Source organism: Pseudoalteromonas rubra (assembly GCF_001482385.1).
GTDB lineage: Bacteria > Pseudomonadota > Gammaproteobacteria > Enterobacterales > Alteromonadaceae > Pseudoalteromonas > Pseudoalteromonas ardens.
This window is the reverse complement of the sequence record NZ_CP013611.1, coordinates 40,701-56,909: the sequence shown is the minus strand read 5'-3', so window position 1 is coordinate 56,909 and position 16,209 is coordinate 40,701. Positions and strand designations below refer to the sequence as shown.

The 16,209-nt window shown below is 46.9% G+C and carries 14 protein-coding genes and 1 other RNA gene; 5 read left to right on the top strand and 10 right to left on the bottom strand.

Annotated elements, in window-relative coordinates:
• Positions 1-79: 79 nt before the first annotated feature.
• A complete protein-coding gene (gene smpB / locus AT705_RS00255; RefSeq protein ID WP_010385884.1) occupies positions 80-559 on the top strand; it encodes an SsrA-binding protein SmpB in 480 nt (159 codons plus the stop codon).
• A 62-nt stretch (positions 560-621) separates the two neighbouring features.
• On the opposite strand, the gene fabB is transcribed toward smpB, so the two are convergent.
• Positions 622-1,836 carry a beta-ketoacyl-ACP synthase I gene (fabB, locus tag AT705_RS00250; protein WP_049865064.1) on the bottom strand — a complete coding sequence of 405 codons (1,215 nt, stop codon included), beginning with the start codon at positions 1,834-1,836 and terminating at the stop codon, positions 622-624.
• 180 nt (positions 1,837-2,016) lie between these two features.
• On the opposite strand from fabB, the gene mnmC reads away from it, so the two are divergent.
• Positions 2,017-4,002 (top strand): bifunctional tRNA (5-methylaminomethyl-2-thiouridine)(34)-methyltransferase MnmD/FAD-dependent 5-carboxymethylaminomethyl-2-thiouridine(34) oxidoreductase MnmC, encoded by a 1,986-nt coding sequence (mnmC, locus tag AT705_RS00245; protein ID WP_058795000.1) that lies wholly within the window; start codon positions 2,017-2,019, stop codon positions 4,000-4,002.
• A gap of 49 nt (positions 4,003-4,051) precedes the next feature.
• Here the strand turns inward: mnmC and AT705_RS00240 are convergent, their stop codons facing one another.
• Positions 4,052-4,927 (bottom strand): flagellar protein MotY, encoded by an 876-nt coding sequence (locus AT705_RS00240; RefSeq protein ID WP_157576620.1) that lies wholly within the window; start codon positions 4,925-4,927, stop codon positions 4,052-4,054.
• A gap of 254 nt (positions 4,928-5,181) precedes the next feature.
• On the opposite strand from AT705_RS00240, the gene rnt reads away from it, so the two are divergent.
• Entirely contained in the window at positions 5,182-5,844 is a 663-nt protein-coding gene (rnt, locus tag AT705_RS00235; RefSeq protein WP_049865066.1) for a ribonuclease T, read from the top strand.
• A gap of 50 nt (positions 5,845-5,894) precedes the next feature.
• Here rnt and AT705_RS00230 read toward each other — a convergent pair whose 3' ends face one another.
• On the bottom strand, positions 5,895-7,529 hold the full coding sequence (locus tag AT705_RS00230) for a DUF342 domain-containing protein (protein ID WP_058794998.1): 1,635 nt from the start codon (positions 7,527-7,529) through the stop codon (positions 5,895-5,897).
• Positions 7,530-8,116: 587 nt separating this feature from the next.
• On the opposite strand from AT705_RS00230, the gene ssrA reads away from it, so the two are divergent.
• Positions 8,117-8,473, top strand: a transfer-messenger RNA (tmRNA) gene (ssrA, locus tag AT705_RS24730).
• A 61-nt stretch (positions 8,474-8,534) separates the two neighbouring features.
• On the opposite strand, the gene AT705_RS00220 is transcribed toward ssrA, so the two are convergent.
• The 4 genes from AT705_RS00220 to AT705_RS00205 all read right to left on the bottom strand — a co-directional run bounded on the left by AT705_RS00220 (position 8,535) and on the right by AT705_RS00205 (position 11,712).
• On the bottom strand, positions 8,535-8,852 hold the full coding sequence (locus AT705_RS00220) for a tetratricopeptide repeat protein (RefSeq protein ID WP_157576619.1): 318 nt from the start codon (positions 8,850-8,852) through the stop codon (positions 8,535-8,537).
• Positions 8,853-9,067: 215 nt separating this feature from the next.
• On the bottom strand, positions 9,068-10,264 hold the full coding sequence (locus AT705_RS00215; RefSeq protein ID WP_058794995.1) for a serine hydrolase domain-containing protein: 1,197 nt from the start codon (positions 10,262-10,264) through the stop codon (positions 9,068-9,070).
• A gap of 124 nt (positions 10,265-10,388) precedes the next feature.
• Positions 10,389-10,817 (bottom strand): DUF3019 domain-containing protein, encoded by a 429-nt coding sequence (locus tag AT705_RS00210; RefSeq protein WP_058794994.1) that lies wholly within the window; start codon positions 10,815-10,817, stop codon positions 10,389-10,391.
• A gap of 31 nt (positions 10,818-10,848) precedes the next feature.
• Positions 10,849-11,712, bottom strand: a complete 864-nt coding sequence (locus AT705_RS00205; protein WP_058794993.1) for a MipA/OmpV family protein — start codon at positions 11,710-11,712, stop codon at positions 10,849-10,851.
• Between the two features lie 219 nt (positions 11,713-11,931).
• On the opposite strand from AT705_RS00205, the gene AT705_RS00200 reads away from it, so the two are divergent.
• Positions 11,932-12,768 carry a hypothetical protein gene (locus AT705_RS00200; protein WP_058794992.1) on the top strand — a complete coding sequence of 279 codons (837 nt, stop codon included), beginning with the start codon at positions 11,932-11,934 and terminating at the stop codon, positions 12,766-12,768.
• Positions 12,769-12,840: 72 nt separating this feature from the next.
• On the opposite strand, the gene AT705_RS00195 is transcribed toward AT705_RS00200, so the two are convergent.
• The 3 genes from AT705_RS00195 to AT705_RS00185 all read right to left on the bottom strand — a co-directional run bounded on the left by AT705_RS00195 (position 12,841) and on the right by AT705_RS00185 (position 16,151).
• Positions 12,841-15,084 carry a hypothetical protein gene (locus tag AT705_RS00195; protein ID WP_058794991.1) on the bottom strand — a complete coding sequence of 748 codons (2,244 nt, stop codon included), beginning with the start codon at positions 15,082-15,084 and terminating at the stop codon, positions 12,841-12,843.
• Between the two features lie 63 nt (positions 15,085-15,147).
• Entirely contained in the window at positions 15,148-15,501 is a 354-nt protein-coding gene (locus AT705_RS00190) for a hypothetical protein (protein WP_058794990.1), read from the bottom strand.
• Positions 15,502-15,878: 377 nt separating this feature from the next.
• A complete protein-coding gene (locus tag AT705_RS00185) occupies positions 15,879-16,151 on the bottom strand; it encodes a 3-oxoacyl-[acyl-carrier-protein] synthase III C-terminal domain-containing protein (protein WP_237113758.1) in 273 nt (90 codons plus the stop codon).
• Positions 16,152-16,209 lie beyond the last annotated feature (58 nt).

Here is a 16,209-nt window from a genome sequence, read left to right as displayed (position 1 = left end):
TCTTGTTTGTGACAGGCGACTGCGCGAAAATAGCGACAATTTTTGATCCGCGCCGATATACAAGGTAGACTAAGCCATTATGGCAAAGAAAAAACCAAACAAATCAAATAGCAATACCATAGCGCTAAATAAAAAGGCGCGTCATGAGTATTTTTTACACGACAAGTTCGAAGCGGGTATTGAGCTTCAGGGGTGGGAAGTTAAAAGCATTCGCTCTGGTAAGGTCAATATCACAGATACTTATATTCACCTGAAAGACGGCGAAGCCTACCTGCTTGCCAGTCAGATCCAGCCGCTTAATAGCGCATCCACACATGTTATATGCGATCCAATGCGTTACCGTAAGTTGTTGCTTAAAAAACGCGAAATAGACCGCTTGATCGGTGCAACTGAGCGTGATGGCTTCTCATTGGTTGCCACAGCCATGTACTGGAAGAAGTGTTGGGTTAAACTTGAATTTCACCTTGCCAAAGGTAAGAAGATGCATGATAAGCGGGCCGACATCAAAGACAGAGACTGGTCTCGTGATAAAGAGCGCCTGATGAAACATAAAGCTTAATACCAAGACACATAAAAAAACCGCCTTTCGGCGGTTTTTTTAGCGCTTAATGGCCTTTGCCATTAAGCTTTATACTTTTGCATAACCAAAGTCGCGTTAGTACCGCCAAAACCAAAACTGTTCGACATCACAGTATTTAGTTCCTGCTCACGCATTTCAGTAACAATATCCAGGCCTTTTGCCTGCTCATCCAGCTCGTCAATGTTGATAGACGGTGCGATGAAATTGTTTTCCAGCATCAGTAATGAGTAGATAGCTTCGTGAACGCCTGCAGCACCCAAAGCGTGACCTGTCATTGCTTTAGTTGCACTAATCGCAGGAGAGTTATCACCGAATAACTCCTGAATAGCGCCCAGTTCTTTCACGTCACCAACCGGTGTAGACGTACCATGCGTGTTCAGGTAATCGATTGGGCCATCAAGATCTTGCATCGCCTGCTTCATACATCTCACTGCACCTTCACCAGAAGGCGCAACCATGTCATAACCATCAGATGTTGCACCATATCCAACGATCTCTGCATAGATATGTGCACCACGAGCCAGCGCGTGCTCAAGCTCTTCAACAACGACGATACCGCCACCACCTGAGATAACAAAACCATCACGGTTTGCATCGTAAGTACGCGAAGCGGTTTCTGCCGCGTCATTGTACTTGGTTGACAAGGCACCCATAGCATCGAACTCCATTGCCAGAGTCCAGTGTAGCTCTTCACCGCCACCTGCAAAGATCACGTCCTGCTTGCCCAGCTGGATTTGCTCAACCGCGTTACCGATACAGTGTGCAGACGTCGCACAGGCAGAACTGATTGAATAGTTCACACCTTTAATTTTGAACGGTGTTGCCAGACAGGCAGAAGCTGTACTCGCCATCGTGCGCGGTACCATGTATGGACCAACACGCTTTACGCCTTTCTCGCGCAGAATGTCTGCGGCTTCAACCTGATATTTAGATGAACCACCACCTGAGCCAACGATCAGACCAGTACGCTCATTTGAAACTTGCTCAGGTGCCAGACCTGAATCTTCAATCGCTTGCGCCATTGAAATATAAGAAAATGCAGCTGCGTCGCCCATAAAGCGATGTGCTTTACGGTCAACCAGAGACTTCACATCAATATCCAGCTTGCCAGATACCTGGCTGCGCAGATTTAGGTCTGCGAACTCTTGGTTAAAAGCGATACCACTTTTACCCGCTTTCAAAGACTCTAGTACTTCTTGCTTGTTGTTACCGATGCTTGACACTACACCGATACCCGTAATAACGGCTCTTCTCATGGGTAATTCCCTTAGGACTTTTTAAATTTACGCGTATTCTACGCTGAAACCAGGCACCAAGTGGTCAGCTTTCCAGCGTACACACGTACTCTGAACTGATATTTGTTAAAATGCAACGGACGAACGCAAATAAAATCCGTAAAATAGGCATCAATTTAGTAGCGAACTTTTACACACACTATGATACGCAACGCCCAGATACACTTTAACGACGCAGGAACACCCGTCGCAGACAGCTTTGACGATGTCTACTTTTCAAATGATGATGGCCAGGCTGAGTCCGACTATGTTTTTTATTCGCAAAATAAGCTCAATACCCGCTTGCTGAACCATGATCGCAACCACTTTGTGGTTGCAGAAACCGGATTTGGCACCGGCCTGAATTTTCTTAATACCTGGTCTCAATTTCAACGACTAAAAACACAGCGTAACGTCCAGCGTCTTTATTTTATTTCATTCGAAAAATACCCGATAAAGATTGAAGATTTAAGACAAGCCTTAAAAGCATGGCCAGATCTGTCTGAACAAGCCGGACAACTCTGCGCCCAATATCCGGACGCTGTTGAGGGTTGCCATCGCCTTGAATTTGATGATGGACAGGTGATCCTGGATCTGTGGTTTGGCGATGTGCACACCTCCTTGCCGAAACTGTCTTATGGGCCACAGGGCCTGGTTGATGCCTGGTACCTGGACGGCTTTGCACCGAGCAAAAACCCGGACATGTGGCAACAATCTCTGTTCGATGCAATGGCGGCACTGAGCCGAGACAACGCCACGTTTGCCACCTTCACCGCAGCTGGTTTTGTCCGCAGAGGCTTGCAGCAAGCAGGTTTTACCTGCCAAAAAGTAAAAGGTTATGGCCGAAAAAGAGAAATGGTAATCGGCCAGTTTGGGACAGCCAACGCGCATGCGACTAACCCACAATACTACCGTCACGCTCCTCGTGCACTCGGTAAGGTTGCCATTATAGGCGGCGGCATAGGCTCAGCCTGTTTGAGCTACCACCTGGCCAAACGTGGTATCAATACAACCTTATTCTGTAAAGATGACACGCTGGCCGGTGGCGCATCGCATAATCGTCAAGGTGCCGTGTACCCCAACCTGCAAGCCCAGTACAGCACAACCAGCGAATTGTATGGCTTGAGCTTCTTATACGCACGCCGCTTTTATAAACATATTGAAGCATTAGGCTTTAACTATGACCATGACTGGTGTGGCGTGCTGTTGCAAAGCGTCACTGAAAGTAAGCGCACACAGCATCATAAAATTGCTGCTAGTGAAATATTTCCCAAGTCGCTGATACGCCCCGTCTCTGCGACAGAAGCGCAAACGCTGGCCAATATTGATACGCCATTCGAGGGGCTCTTTATTGAACAGGCCGGCTGGGTAAGCCCACCTCAACTCACCCAGGCTGTTTATGATGCAGCACAGGCTAGATGCCGTAGTCAGCAACATTTTAATGCAGACGTCAGTGAACTCGAAAAACGCGAGGACGGCTGGTATTTACAGGTCAACAGTCACTGGCAGGGCCCGTTTTCTGATGTGTTTGTGTGTGGCGGTGAACACAGCGATATGTTCACTCAGACTCAGCAATTAGGGCTGCACGGTGTACGCGGCCAGGTTTCGCATATCCAGGCAGGCGAAGCCTCGTCTAAACTCACGACCGTGTTATGCCATAAAGGGTACTTTACGCCCAGCATGGAGGGAGAGCATTGCATGGGCGCTACCTTTGAAAAATACAGCAAAGGCCGGGAAGTCACCGAGCAGGATAACCTAACCAACCGTGCTCAGTTACAGGGCTTTTATGCAGATACTGAGTTTGATCAAAGCCTGGGGGAGATCACTGGTGCTAAAGCGGCTGTGCGTTGCTGTTTCAACGACCACTTCCCGATGGCAGGTCAGGTGCCGGATCCTGACAGCCTGTGCAGTGCGTTTGCAAACCTGCGCCGGGGCAAGCACGATGACTTTGAGCCGTTAACGGAGCCTCATGAGGGATTACATGTGGTGACCGGATTTGGTGCCAGGGGACTATGCAGCGCCCCTTTAGTGACAGAGCACCTGGTTTCGGCGCTGTGTGACGAGCCCCGCCCATTTAGCGAGCGGATCAATCAGGCACTGCACCCTGCCCGCTTTGTGGTCCGGGACTTAATCAGGAATAAGATCTAATCCGAAACTGCCACTTTGCAGCGGCGCGCCCGATAAGCGCGCCTGGCTGTTACGGTTTCGAGATCTGGATAATTACCCGACGGTTTTTATCGCGACCAATCGGTGTGTCGTTTGGTGCAACGTGACGCTTTTCCCCAAATCCATCGGTGACAATTTTATCTTCGGGTATTCCTTTAGACGCCATGTAGGTTTTTATCGCTTCGGCCCGCTTTTTCGACATAGCCATATTAACCGAGCGGCCGCCATAGCTATCGGTATACGCCGAAATATAAATGGATTCAATTTGCGGGTCGTTATTCAGATACTCCCCGATCATATCCAAACGTTTTCGTGATGACTTGGTCAGCTCACTGCTGTTGAACTTGTAATTCATAACAGTAAATGCGATGTCTTCAAAGCTGTAGGGCAGCAAATTATCGCGACACTGCAAAAATTCCCAATAGGCATTTTTGAAGTTCACAGATGAGAGTGCCACGGAGATCTGATCATGCTGGTTTTGCCAGTCTTGATAATAAAAAGTGGGATAATAACCCTTTTCTAGCTCTGTCAGCACCTCCCAGCTGATGGCATTGGTGAGTTCACCATCAAATTTCTTCAACAGCTTCATCTGGCCCATCACTCTGGCTGGTAACCCAGCCCGCCACGCTGGCGGCACAGATTCAAGGCCGGCAAAGTCGTAACTATCAGGCCTGACTACCATATCCAGATTAAAGGTGAGATCTTTATTCTTACTCGCCGTAGCCATAAATATCGCTTCGCCGTAATACGGGACTTCGTGTGACAGAGCACAAGACAACCGTGTTGTCCTGTCGACAAACCATTGGGAGTTGTCTGCTGTGGCAGAGTATTGCCGCATTGCACCCTGCGCCTGAAGTGACAGGATACTCAATGTGGTAGCAATAATCAGGTTCGCTTTAAACTTCACGCTCTTACTCCGCTTTAAACAAAAATACCGAACTGGGCGCGCGGGTTGATTGACCATCGCAATCGTCAGTCGACGCCTCACCGATAGATTAAGCAATAATCATGCCTTTAAAAACGGACTTTGACGGCAAAGTTCTGACGGTAGGGCTCTCTTTGCATATAGCGTGCGATACGTTCAGGAAACACGCCAGTAAATTCGCATCTTTATCTCTGATCAGTATAATAGGCCGCTCAATTTAGTAAACCAAGCAGATTATGGCAGAACAAGAGCAAACCCTATTCGCAAAGCGCTTCCGCGGCTTCTTTCCGGTCGTCATTGACGTTGAAACCGCAGGCTTTAATAAAGACACCGACGCACTGCTGGAAATTGCCGTCAGCATGCTCAAAATGGATGAACAGGGCCTGCTCAGCCTCGACCACACGGTGCATTTTCATGTCGCACCTTTTGAAGGTGCCAATATCGAGCAGTCGGCGATTGAGTTCAATGGCATTGATCCCTTCAGTGCGCTGCGTGGCGCGGTTGATGAAGAAGAAGCCATCAAAGAGATCTGTAAAGCGGTACGTAAAGCCCAAAAAGCAGCAGGATGCCAACGCTCTGTGGTAGTCGCGCACAACGCCGCATTTGACCACGGATTCTTAAACGCAGCCATTGAACGGTGTAAAATCAAGCGCACTCCATTCCACCCGTTTGTGAGTTTTGATACTACCTCGCTGGCTGGGCTGGCACTGGGTCAGACCGTACTGGCTAAAGCCTGTCGCACTGCGGGGATTGAGTTTGACAACAGTCAGGCACATTCAGCCCTGTATGATACCGAGCGCACTGCTGAACTGTTCTGCCATATCGTGAATAAGTGGCAGGCACTGGGTGGCTGGCCTTTGCCAGACGTTGAAGATGAGAGCGACGAAGCGTCAGAGTAGCAAACCAACCTGAGATACGCGATACCAAGCACTGAGGTATCGCGACGAGATCACTGAGTGGCGAATTCCTGGGTGATCTTACCCTCGTCTAGCAATACCGAATGAGGCGGATAGATCCGTGAAAAAGATTTGCTGTCTCTGGCAATAGTCAACTCAATTCCCGGATGCATCAATTCATTAATCTTAATCCGACTAAGCTTTAATAATCGCGCCAGCTTATGCTGCACCAGCTTCATATTTCTTTGATTACGTGCGTAATGTTTACTGAGCTGTTGTTCATTCTGAGCCAGCTTGCTGAGATAAGCATCGCGTTTATTAGAAGCGGGCGCCTTTTGGGCTTTTATCTGTGCCCGTTTCAGGGCGAGGGTTTTATCTGTGAGGCGTTTTTCGAGGTCTTTAAATTCTTGTTGTTTTTGCTTTAGCATATGCCAATCCTGGGCCAGCGCAATCCGCGTTCGTGTCCCCGACGGAGCCCCCACTTCGCCCGCTTCGATGCGCATGGCGTCATAGACTGTACCACCGATCAACTTTCCTCTTGGCGTATCACCTTTTCCTACCCGGATCATGCGCTTGGATCTGAGATCACAATGTAAAACCTGGCGCTCAATCAGCAGATCTTGTTCAGATTCTATATGGCAATATTGGGCATATCCGATAGAGACTGTACGCTTTGCTTTGATACAACAGCTGAAATCTTCGCCTTCATCTCGCTTACGACCTATCACGCCTAGCATTACCGTCACGGCACCATTGCTTTCAAGTTGGGCTGACTCGACAAATCCAATCACTGTGATATCACCGGACGCTTTGATTTTCATACCATCTTTGACATCACCGCTGACTATCACACTACCGTCAAATTCAATATGACCTGTGGTGACATCAACCTGATCGTAACACAATACATCATCAACGCGGATCCCACGTGGCAAAGCAACAGGTACACCTTTGGCATCAGCAATGAGTAGATTAGGATCATCCGGTGAGATTTTCGTGCCTTCAGGTACTTCCAGCGCAAAATCCTTACCCTGCTTGGGTTCAAGTACATCACCAAATACAGAGTAGCCTTCTTCACCGGGTGTTGGCGGGACGCGCTTCATAAGAGGACTGCCCGGACTCACCGTAATAATGGCGCCCAGGTCACGCATATCAACTTTGCCGCCATCTTTTTGTTGCGGACTCAGCACTCTGTCTTGCGCTGTCATGCACAAACGGACAAATCGGGCGTCAGTGCCATCTTTAGCACGCTGACCATGGGCAACGATGCCGCTATAGACACTACCCGGAGACTGCTCAAACTGCTGGCCTAAAAAGTTATCTAAAGCCTGCTTACTGATGCCACGCTTAACGCCTGCTGATTTAAGTGCTTCATGGGCTTGATCCATGGTGACCATTTTACCGCCGCGTGCCGTTGTCAGTCTTGCTTCCGCCATCATATTATTTTCGTCAACCCGAATAGACAATTCAGCATCAACCGCCTGCGCAACAATTAAAGAATCCTTCTCCCTGTCATCCGACGGCGAAAACAACTGCCCGATATTGGCATGTATGATATCAAAGTCGGCATAAGGAGAGCTTTCCAGCGCTTCAACAAGCTGCGCGGAACTGGCCGGAAATCCGGTATTTGCAGGGTGTTTGTTGATTGAAACGTACCCTGACTCCTCATCAAAATGAAACAAAGACATCACTTACTTCCCAAAAAATATGCACGATGTTATTAAATTTATTATGCACTACCAGGTCTATACATAGGACTCGGCCGCTGTGTAACCTCTTATTGTGTATTGCATCCATGCTGACAATCTGTGAAGAGCTTATACAGAAAACAGCCTGCGATACCGCCGCCAAAAAAGCGCTCACGCTTCTAACGGCATTGATATCTAGTCCCATCATTTTACACTGGTACCCAATCATGCAAGCGAATTTTGACAAACAACAAGAACCACGTGGAAAAATTACAACCAAAGTGCTATATTTCCCATTATCTAAGATGCAGCCAAATTTCAGTATTAGCTAAAACAAGTACAAATCTGCCAATCAGACTAAACAACGATATATAAAAACAACCATTGCCTTGCCTTATTTGAGCATAACCTTCCCTAATTGTTAAGCCCAACCAGCCTCTCAGCTACACAAAATATAAACGATTGTAAATGAGATTTGAGTATAAAACCGCCAAGTAGTTCTTATCACTGTACTTATCGGCAAACTTCGCTTGAGCTTTAGGGGTTTTGTTGGGTATAATCACAATCACTGACTGAAAGAGATTTCAGGGGCTGATTAGGATTCGACAGGATTCATGAAGCCTGAGGTGCATGTCGAGGGGCGGTTGGCCTCGTAAAAAAGCCGCATTTAAAGTAATCGCAAACGACGATAACTACGCTCTAGCGGCATAATAGCCCGCTAGCACTCTGCCAAGATATGCTTGTGGATCTGGATTATGAGTGTCACCCTACACAAGATCGCTACGGAAACCCTGGCCGGGGTTGAAGGGCTAAATTTAAGCGGCCTCGCCTTTACTTATCGTGTTCGTCCGAGACTTAAAGGTTAACCAAAAGACGATACTAAACATGTAGGACCGAAGGTCGACGCTTTCTGGACGGGGGTTCAAATCCCCCCAGCTCCACCAATAATAAGCCTCCGCATATGCGGGGGCTTTTTTATGGGATTGTCCATCCTCAAGCACGTTTTTAACTACCCACTTTTCCGCGCGATTCAATCATAGCCTGCACTCGTATTTCTTTCATTTCGGCATTGCTTTGTTCGAGCAGTTCATCGCTGAAGGTGGTATCCGCAAAGGTATGTGGCTGGAAGAAACGAGATATTAGATTCACAAATTCGTTTGAGTGTTGCGCGTCGTCACCCTCTTCCTCTTTTTCCATACTTTTTAGTCGCGTGTAGATCTCTATGGCTCTTTCGGGGTAGGCATAATCATCTACGCTGAGCCAGGCTTCCCCCAGGTCGCTCAGTGAGTATGTCGAATAATCAATCTCTTTTCTTATAATCAATGTGCTACCCCAGTAAAAATCAATCTGCCACACTATATCAGCACCATCAGTACTGAAGCAAAGTACCATCCCTGAACTATGCCGCCTGCCAGACTTTGAATTGCTTAAAGTCAGATTTTAGCGGATGTAATGTGACCTGGTCCGCCTCCCATAAGTCCAATAATATTTGGGCGTAACAGATAAGAGGGCAACACCCGCTGCCCCTCCCCAACCTGCTACTCAACAGTCGGGGCTTTTGTCAGTTCCGTAAGCAGTAACTCAAATAGTCCGTATTCTGCATTGACGCATTCCTCACTGTTAAACCCGCAACTCAGAAACAGCACAATGCTGGTATCGTGACTTTCGATGTAAGCATTCTGAGTGGAATAACCATGGTTACCGCCACTGTGTTCGTATACGGTGGCATTTGGATAAGTGTGTTTCATCATACCCAGTGCGTATTGGGTGTTTTCATCTTCACGAACAAGACTGTCACTGCCACGTAGCAACTCCTGTAAGGTATCACTGGCAAAGCTCTCGTTTTTAAACAGGCTGCGGGTGAGCAGTGCCAGATCAGATACGGAAGACGCTATGGGCGTTGCGTTAGACCAAATGGTGCTAAACAGCGGGCCGACATTCATGAACTCACCGTCTATGTAGTCGTAGCCCGGTGTGATCTCCCCTCTGTCCTGTTCGTAACCGATGGCAAATGTCGCATCCAGTGATAAAGGCGTAATAATGCGGTTTCGTATCTCAATGGCGTTATGATATCCCAGCACTTTATCCAGTATCATGCCTGCAAGTGTGTAATTGGTGTTGGAATAATGAACGCCGGTACCGGGTTTAAAATAACCGGGATGATTCAGTGCATACTGTGTCAGGCTTTCGTTAGTGACTGGTAATGCCGGATTAGCGAGTTTATCTTCTACATAGGTATTTTTGTCTGAGTAGTTGTAAATACCACTGCTGTGATTAAGCAGTTGCCGTAGTGTGATCTGGTCGCTATATTGAATTTGATCCAGCAAAGTGGCTGGTAACCAGGTATCGAGCGTGTTGTCCAGATCCAGCATGCCGTCTTCATGCAGCATGGTGGCCAGCAGCGCGGTAAAAATTTTGCCAGAGCTGGCAATATGAAAGCTGCTGTTAACATCCATCGGGGTATGCTGCTCAAGGTCTGCAACACCAGCTGCTCCTGTGAATTCGTGTTCGGGGGTTCTTACATACAACAGTATTCCTGGCACTTCGTCCGACACCAGCTGATCTATCAGCGCCTGGTAATCCAGGGTTTTGCTCTCAGGCTGCACTACTTCGGCTTTTTTTACCGGCTCTGGTTGATTTGCAGTTGTATGCTTATCTGAACTGCCATAAGCGCCCAGACCAAGACACATCGATGCCATCAGCACACTGTGTTTTATCTTTGTTGTAAGTTGCATTGCATATCCTTTAGGTGGTTTGCTTAAGTGAAACCATCCTAAAAGAAATCAGCATGCTAAGGTGTACCAAGGGCTACCAATGTGTATCAAAACGTACCAAGATACGCTGTTTACAAACATAGGCTTAAAACATCCGCCATGACGCAGGTGAACGGCCCGAACGTTTGTACACCCACATCAGCTTGAGTTCACGTTTGGCAAGCTCCACGCCATCTCCTCTGTAAAGCGCAAATACAACAGGCTCTGTAGTCACAATAGTTTGTTCAATATAGCCACTTTGTGCCCCTGTCCAGCACTTTAACGCCTCCTGAGAATGAGAGGATTTGAGGCAATACGTACCTCCTGCTAGTGTCTGCCATTGCACTTTCACATCAACGTGGCATTTATCCCCTTGCGTAACCGACACACACTGGGTCGGCGATAACTCCAGTCGATTTCTGCTCAGCTCAGTGTCATCAGGCTTTGCCTGAAGATGGCCACACAGTAACAACCCCTGACATGTAAAAGCCGGTATGATGAGCAAACCAGCTCGGTTCTTTTTTATTCTTTTCATAACGCTATAACAGTAGATACTTTCAACCTGGTCAGAACACAAAGCTCACTAAAATCCCCAGCTCAGATACATGCCCATCACGGTTTTCAACTTTGTTGAACATAGCGACCCAGGGACTGTTATTGATACTGCGCGGCATATGGCTGTATTTAAAATAGGTTTCAAACATCCAGTGTTGTGAAATAGGATACAGCGCCCCAATTTCTGCACTAACCTCTGTCCCGGAGGAAGTGGAATAGGCAGGAAACATGTAAGACGCTATCTCCTCAGGCACACCAAAATAGTAATTGATGATTTCCTCAGAACGATAAACTAACCCCGTATTGGCGTACATCTGCCAGTTTTTATACTGAAACGACTGATCGACCCACAAAGAAGCAAACATGCCATCGTCATACTCCCGGTTAAACGAATAGGGTGCCCAGCTAAACTGGACTGTGGTTTTGTTAAAAGAGCCTGTAGCCCGCACGCCCAGCATTTGCGTTGATTTACGATAATGTACGGTCGGCTTATTATTCTGCCAGCCTGGAAAATCAAGGCTTTGATGCGCCTTGAGGGTGATCACATCAAAATTCCATCTGTCGGGGTTATAAAAATTATACCCAACACGCGTACCATCATTGAGCATTCTGTAGTTAGTCAGCTCAGCAAACAAACCGTTTGCTAACTGATAACGAGCATTGATAAATGCTGAAGCCCCGCTTCCTTGATGATCCCGCGCCCGGTTTGGCGTTGAGGCCCGGTAGCCAAGTCCCAGCTTAACATACCCGCCTTCAAGCGCTTCATCGTCCCCGCTTTGCGTGCTTTTTTGTGCGGCAAGCCCTGAATGAGAGCTCAAAACAAGTAACGAAGCCAGTGAAACGCGTAAACACGCTCTGGCATATATCGAATTCATACTTATTCCATTTAATTAGTAATGCGTATAAAGCGCAATGATAAATGTACAGGCACAGAAAAGATGTACCAAAGTGTACCGATTTATGGATATGAGTGCGATGTGCGTACGAGATCTGAGTGCGTACCTCAGAGATATAGAGGTCCCCAAACATATCTTTGTAATAAACAGTTCAGTAGAATACAAAATTGGAAACAAGGATAATTTTAAGGAATAGATATGTTGACCAATAAGAAAGCCCAATTTTGTTTGAGTACACTGGCGCTGGTTGCCTGCTCTGCTGTAGCGCAAAGTGATGAACTGATCCTTAAACAGGACAGTGTCAGAGACAATATACTGACGCAAGATAAATTAACCACATTCACACCCGACTTTCGTGGCGCGCATTTCATTGCAACGGACAGCCACGGCAGTATTATCTCTGGTAACCAGATTCATGGGACCCAGCCTCAATTAAACGCTGCCGACAGCACCAAGTACATCACCTTTGATGTGATCAATCAGGCCGGTGTGAAAGCCACATATTATGGTTCTCCGTCTCTGGATTTCAATGGCTGGTATGGTCACTGGGTTGATGCGACGGAGCAAAGCGGTGACTTTGAACTAACCATAGGTGACGGCACGGTACCTAACCGCGCTTGCCAGCTGGCGGACGAAAAAGTCGATATCAGAGGCTTTGAAGTAGCGACGACCAGCCACGGTAGTATTAACCACCTTAATGATGGCGTGGTTGTTTATAGCTACAGCCATGTTTGGTTCTCTAAAGAGAAGCAAGAGTCAATCTATGTCACTTTGCCTCAGGCAGAAGCCGTGTCTAAAATCGCACTTGCACAAGGTTACAATCACACCACAACCTGGGTGACCACTAGCTGGAAACTGTATGGCAGTAACGACAAACAGGTGTGGACCCCAATTGGCTCAGGCGACAAACCCGACTTCCCGGCAATGTCTGAGTACTGTCTGGAGTCAAAAGCACATTACCAATACTATCGTCTCGATGTCTCCAATGACCTGGGCAACTACCTCAGTTTAGGTGAGCTGGAACTGCATAAATAATTCGATATGTTTATAATAGCCGGATACACCCGGCTACTATAAACGTTTAATGGTAGTCACAGGCACTCGAATTTAAATAACCGTTGTGATCTCTTCGATAAGCCCAATATACTGTTTTGGGATAGACTGCTGCTTGAAGGGGGTCTCTGCCGTCCAGTCCGATGACCAGTTTTGGCTACTGAAAGTCCAGGCATTCAAACCACTTAGGCGAGTCTGTAACTGTTTCAGATTCTCCTGTAAACTTTTGCAGGATGCTACATTAGTGCTGACTGACATGCCTTTCCACTCCAAGTCACCTATAGCTGCCGTAAATGGAATTGGATAGCAAGTCACCTTCCCTTCCAGACTCGTCAGTACTTTACGCTCAGTATCAAAACCGAACCTGAGATACTTGGCCTTACCGGGTTTTGAAAAGACGGCTTCAGTATCATAGATTGCGCTTAGCCCCCCCTGCTCTGGACCAAATATCCATACATCTCCTTCCAATGTAATCAAAGGCAGCAAACCGTAGAACTGGCTGAATTTCGTATAATCTTTGTCCGCAAAATTAAACGAACAAGCTTTCAATTCGTATACCTGACGCTCACTTGTACCACCAGGTCGCTTTTTGGTACTTACCGATTTACTGCCTTTAATCAGCCCAAGGCCCAGTTCACAATCTCTCAAAAAGCCTTTTTCATTCCATACCTGGTAGATAGTGCGCGCTTCTACTCCCAACTCCTTGTATATGGCATTAACATCGGCATCAAGTCCTTGCAGCTTCGCCGCACCGTTGCTAAATGCTTTGGCGATGTCTGCGGTTCTCACCTCATCACCACCGGTCAGGCTTGTGATCCCTGAATTATGCGCAATAGCGTATATATTGTGCAGCGTCTGAAAATCCTGAAGCATCACCCGAGCTCTTAATGAAGCGACGGTATCCATGTTTTCAATATTATTTTCAAACCCGCGTGCTAGCCAGGGGAAAATATCCGACCAGCTAGAAATCCACACTCCCAGTGGAACATAGCCTTCAGGTGTCGCCGGTGCGCCGGATGACATAGCAGCAGCTTCCTGAGAATCTAATGCAGACGCTGCCTGTAAATTCTGCGCTTCTGCTTTTTTAAAATCGACTTCTGGCTGTTGTTCCTGCTTCAGTGTGTCTACGTCATTGTCTCTAATTTGCTCAAGGGCTTCAGATAAACCCGTTATATTTGATTTTTCTTCTGCCTCATTTATAAATTTATCGAGTGTTAACGTTTTGTCTTTACTTTTAGCTGCGTCGTATGCAGAAGCCACCGCAAATGCCTTAAGCCCGTCTAAGTCCTTTATCTTGTCCACCCGGCTCGCCACACTATCACTCACTGGAGGTTTTTCAAACGGAGGAATTTTTGGCGTATCCTTAATCGTCAGAGCCGGTGCCTTAGCCATGACATCAACATCTGCCAGCTCCTTGTAGCTCTTACCTGCAAGCTCATTGAACCACGCATTGATATCATCTTCTAACTTAGCGCCACTACAAAATTTGTTGCACGTCACGTTAACCTTAGCATCACTACTGGAATTACTGCCTGCGTAGGTTGTTTTAACATTCACATTGACCGGGGTAGCAATGCCTGAATAAGAAAAGTTGGCTTCACCACCATACTGCCATGAACCATCCTCAGTTTCTGAATTCATCGTCATCTGGACTGCACCGCAGGCTCCCCAGGTGACGCCAACGACTAATCCATCTCCAAATGCACCGTTAAATACATTGCAGGCTTTAATCCACTTATCAATACTCGCGGTCAATTCGGGGTACTCCTCAGGGTTATTCAGTCCCGTCAGAATATCCACTTTAAGCTGTGCGGCTGTTTCTATCACTTTATTGTAGGCATCAAGCGCAATCATGCAGGTTGTACGTGCACTACTATTTAAACTTTCTAAAAAGCTGCCCACCGTTAGATTTTCAAAATCAATGTATTCAATTCCGGCTACGGACATGGCATTGTAGTTCACTGTAATCGCTTTACTAGATTGTGCGACGGCGTGACCCGCATAGGCCGCGAGGGAGGCCTTAAACTGACTAATACCCGATATACCGTAGGCACCAGATATCCCAAATGCGCCTTCATTCAAATGGTCTTTATAGACATAACTACTTTCACCCGACATCGATTTCCAAGATGCTTCCTGCGCAACCATTTGGCTAACATTTTTGTCTAGCACACTATTTTTGAACTGATTGACTGAAGATGCAAACACCTTCGACCCCATACTCACACCAAGCAAGGGGTTTTTGATCGGAGGTTCCATACTCTCATCAAGCGATGAGCTCTGGATGGAAGGTTCCATAATTTTACTCCTGTTTAATCGGTCAACACTGATATGACACTCAAGCTATAAGGTTAAGGCCACTTACATTTTTGAATATAATTTGTAGATAACTTTCTGAGTGTGGCCTCCTGACTTTTCCACTTCAGAGTCCACTGCGTCTTTAGGGTCTGGCTTCACCTCATAAACACTTTTTGAGTCCGAGATCGGATGATTAAAGGTGAATTTGATGAAGGTATCCTGGTTTTCAAGTTGATAGACCACCTCCCCCTTAGGTCCGTATAATCCACCGCTTACACTGCTACATTCCCAGGATCCTGTTGCTTCTATTTTCTTTGGCGGCTTTTTTACAAACTTTCCATGCTCTGTACTATCATTGACATAGATAAGTGTTACGCCCGTATTATTTTCAACAGTGAGTGTGACATCTCTGCTCATGACTATGACTCCTTTGGTCTACTCTACGTATCGGCACTCCATTCATTACAAAAACAACAAATATAAAGTGCGCTAATCTGAAACAAAAAATAATACCTCCGGAAAAAGAAACCTATTACATTCTAATTACAAGGTGGAAGTGGGCGAAAACTGTGAGCAAGAGACATTGGCTGTTTATTGGAGAGAAGGCATACTGAATACACCTCTCTCATGTAAATGCTGTCACAAGTCAAAAGCAGGTAAATAACCCAACAGCATAAGGCCCTTACTAGGGAGTTTGGCAGGAAAAACAAGAACAACCACCCTGCTGGTGTTGGTACACCAGTCACATTAACCGAACTGATTCAGAACAGACCATGATGATTGATGCCTTCAGCTCAATGCCATACGCCAATGCTCATTTCTGAGGTGAAACCGGGACCAAACGCCGCAAGCAAGCTGGCATCACCGCACCTGGCAGAGTCAAAGGTACGTTTTAATACGTCAATGACCGCTACGCTGGAGGTGTTGCCCGTTTCGGCCAGACAATCGCGAGAGCGTGACACCATATCAGGCTCAAGCGACAAACACCTGACCAGCTCATCAAGAATACGCTTACCACCGGTGTGAAACATTGCAACAGACAGCCACGGCGGTATTATCTCTGGCAACCAGGTTCACGGCACCCAGCCTCAGTTAAATGCGGCCGACAGCACTAAGTACATCACC

Coding starts and splice junctions, on each gene's coding strand:
- smpB (WP_010385884.1), top strand. CDS start 80: ATGGCAAAGAAAAAACCAAACAAATCAAATAGCAATACCATAGCGCTA.
- fabB (WP_049865064.1), bottom strand. CDS start 1,836: ATGAGAAGAGCCGTTATTACGGGTATCGGTGTAGTGTCAAGCATCGGT.
- mnmC (WP_058795000.1), top strand. CDS start 2,017: ATGATACGCAACGCCCAGATACACTTTAACGACGCAGGAACACCCGTC.
- rnt (WP_049865066.1), top strand. CDS start 5,182: ATGGCAGAACAAGAGCAAACCCTATTCGCAAAGCGCTTCCGCGGCTTC.
- AT705_RS00230 (WP_058794998.1), bottom strand. CDS start 7,529: ATGTCTTTGTTTCATTTTGATGAGGAGTCAGGGTACGTTTCAATCAAC.
- AT705_RS00215 (WP_058794995.1), bottom strand. CDS start 10,264: ATGCAACTTACAACAAAGATAAAACACAGTGTGCTGATGGCATCGATG.
- AT705_RS00210 (WP_058794994.1), bottom strand. CDS start 10,817: ATGAAAAGAATAAAAAAGAACCGAGCTGGTTTGCTCATCATACCGGCT.
- AT705_RS00205 (WP_058794993.1), bottom strand. CDS start 11,712: ATGAATTCGATATATGCCAGAGCGTGTTTACGCGTTTCACTGGCTTCG.
- AT705_RS00200 (WP_058794992.1), top strand. CDS start 11,932: ATGTTGACCAATAAGAAAGCCCAATTTTGTTTGAGTACACTGGCGCTG.
- AT705_RS00195 (WP_058794991.1), bottom strand. CDS start 15,084: ATGGAACCTTCCATCCAGAGCTCATCGCTTGATGAGAGTATGGAACCT.
- AT705_RS00190 (WP_058794990.1), bottom strand. CDS start 15,501: ATGAGCAGAGATGTCACACTCACTGTTGAAAATAATACGGGCGTAACA.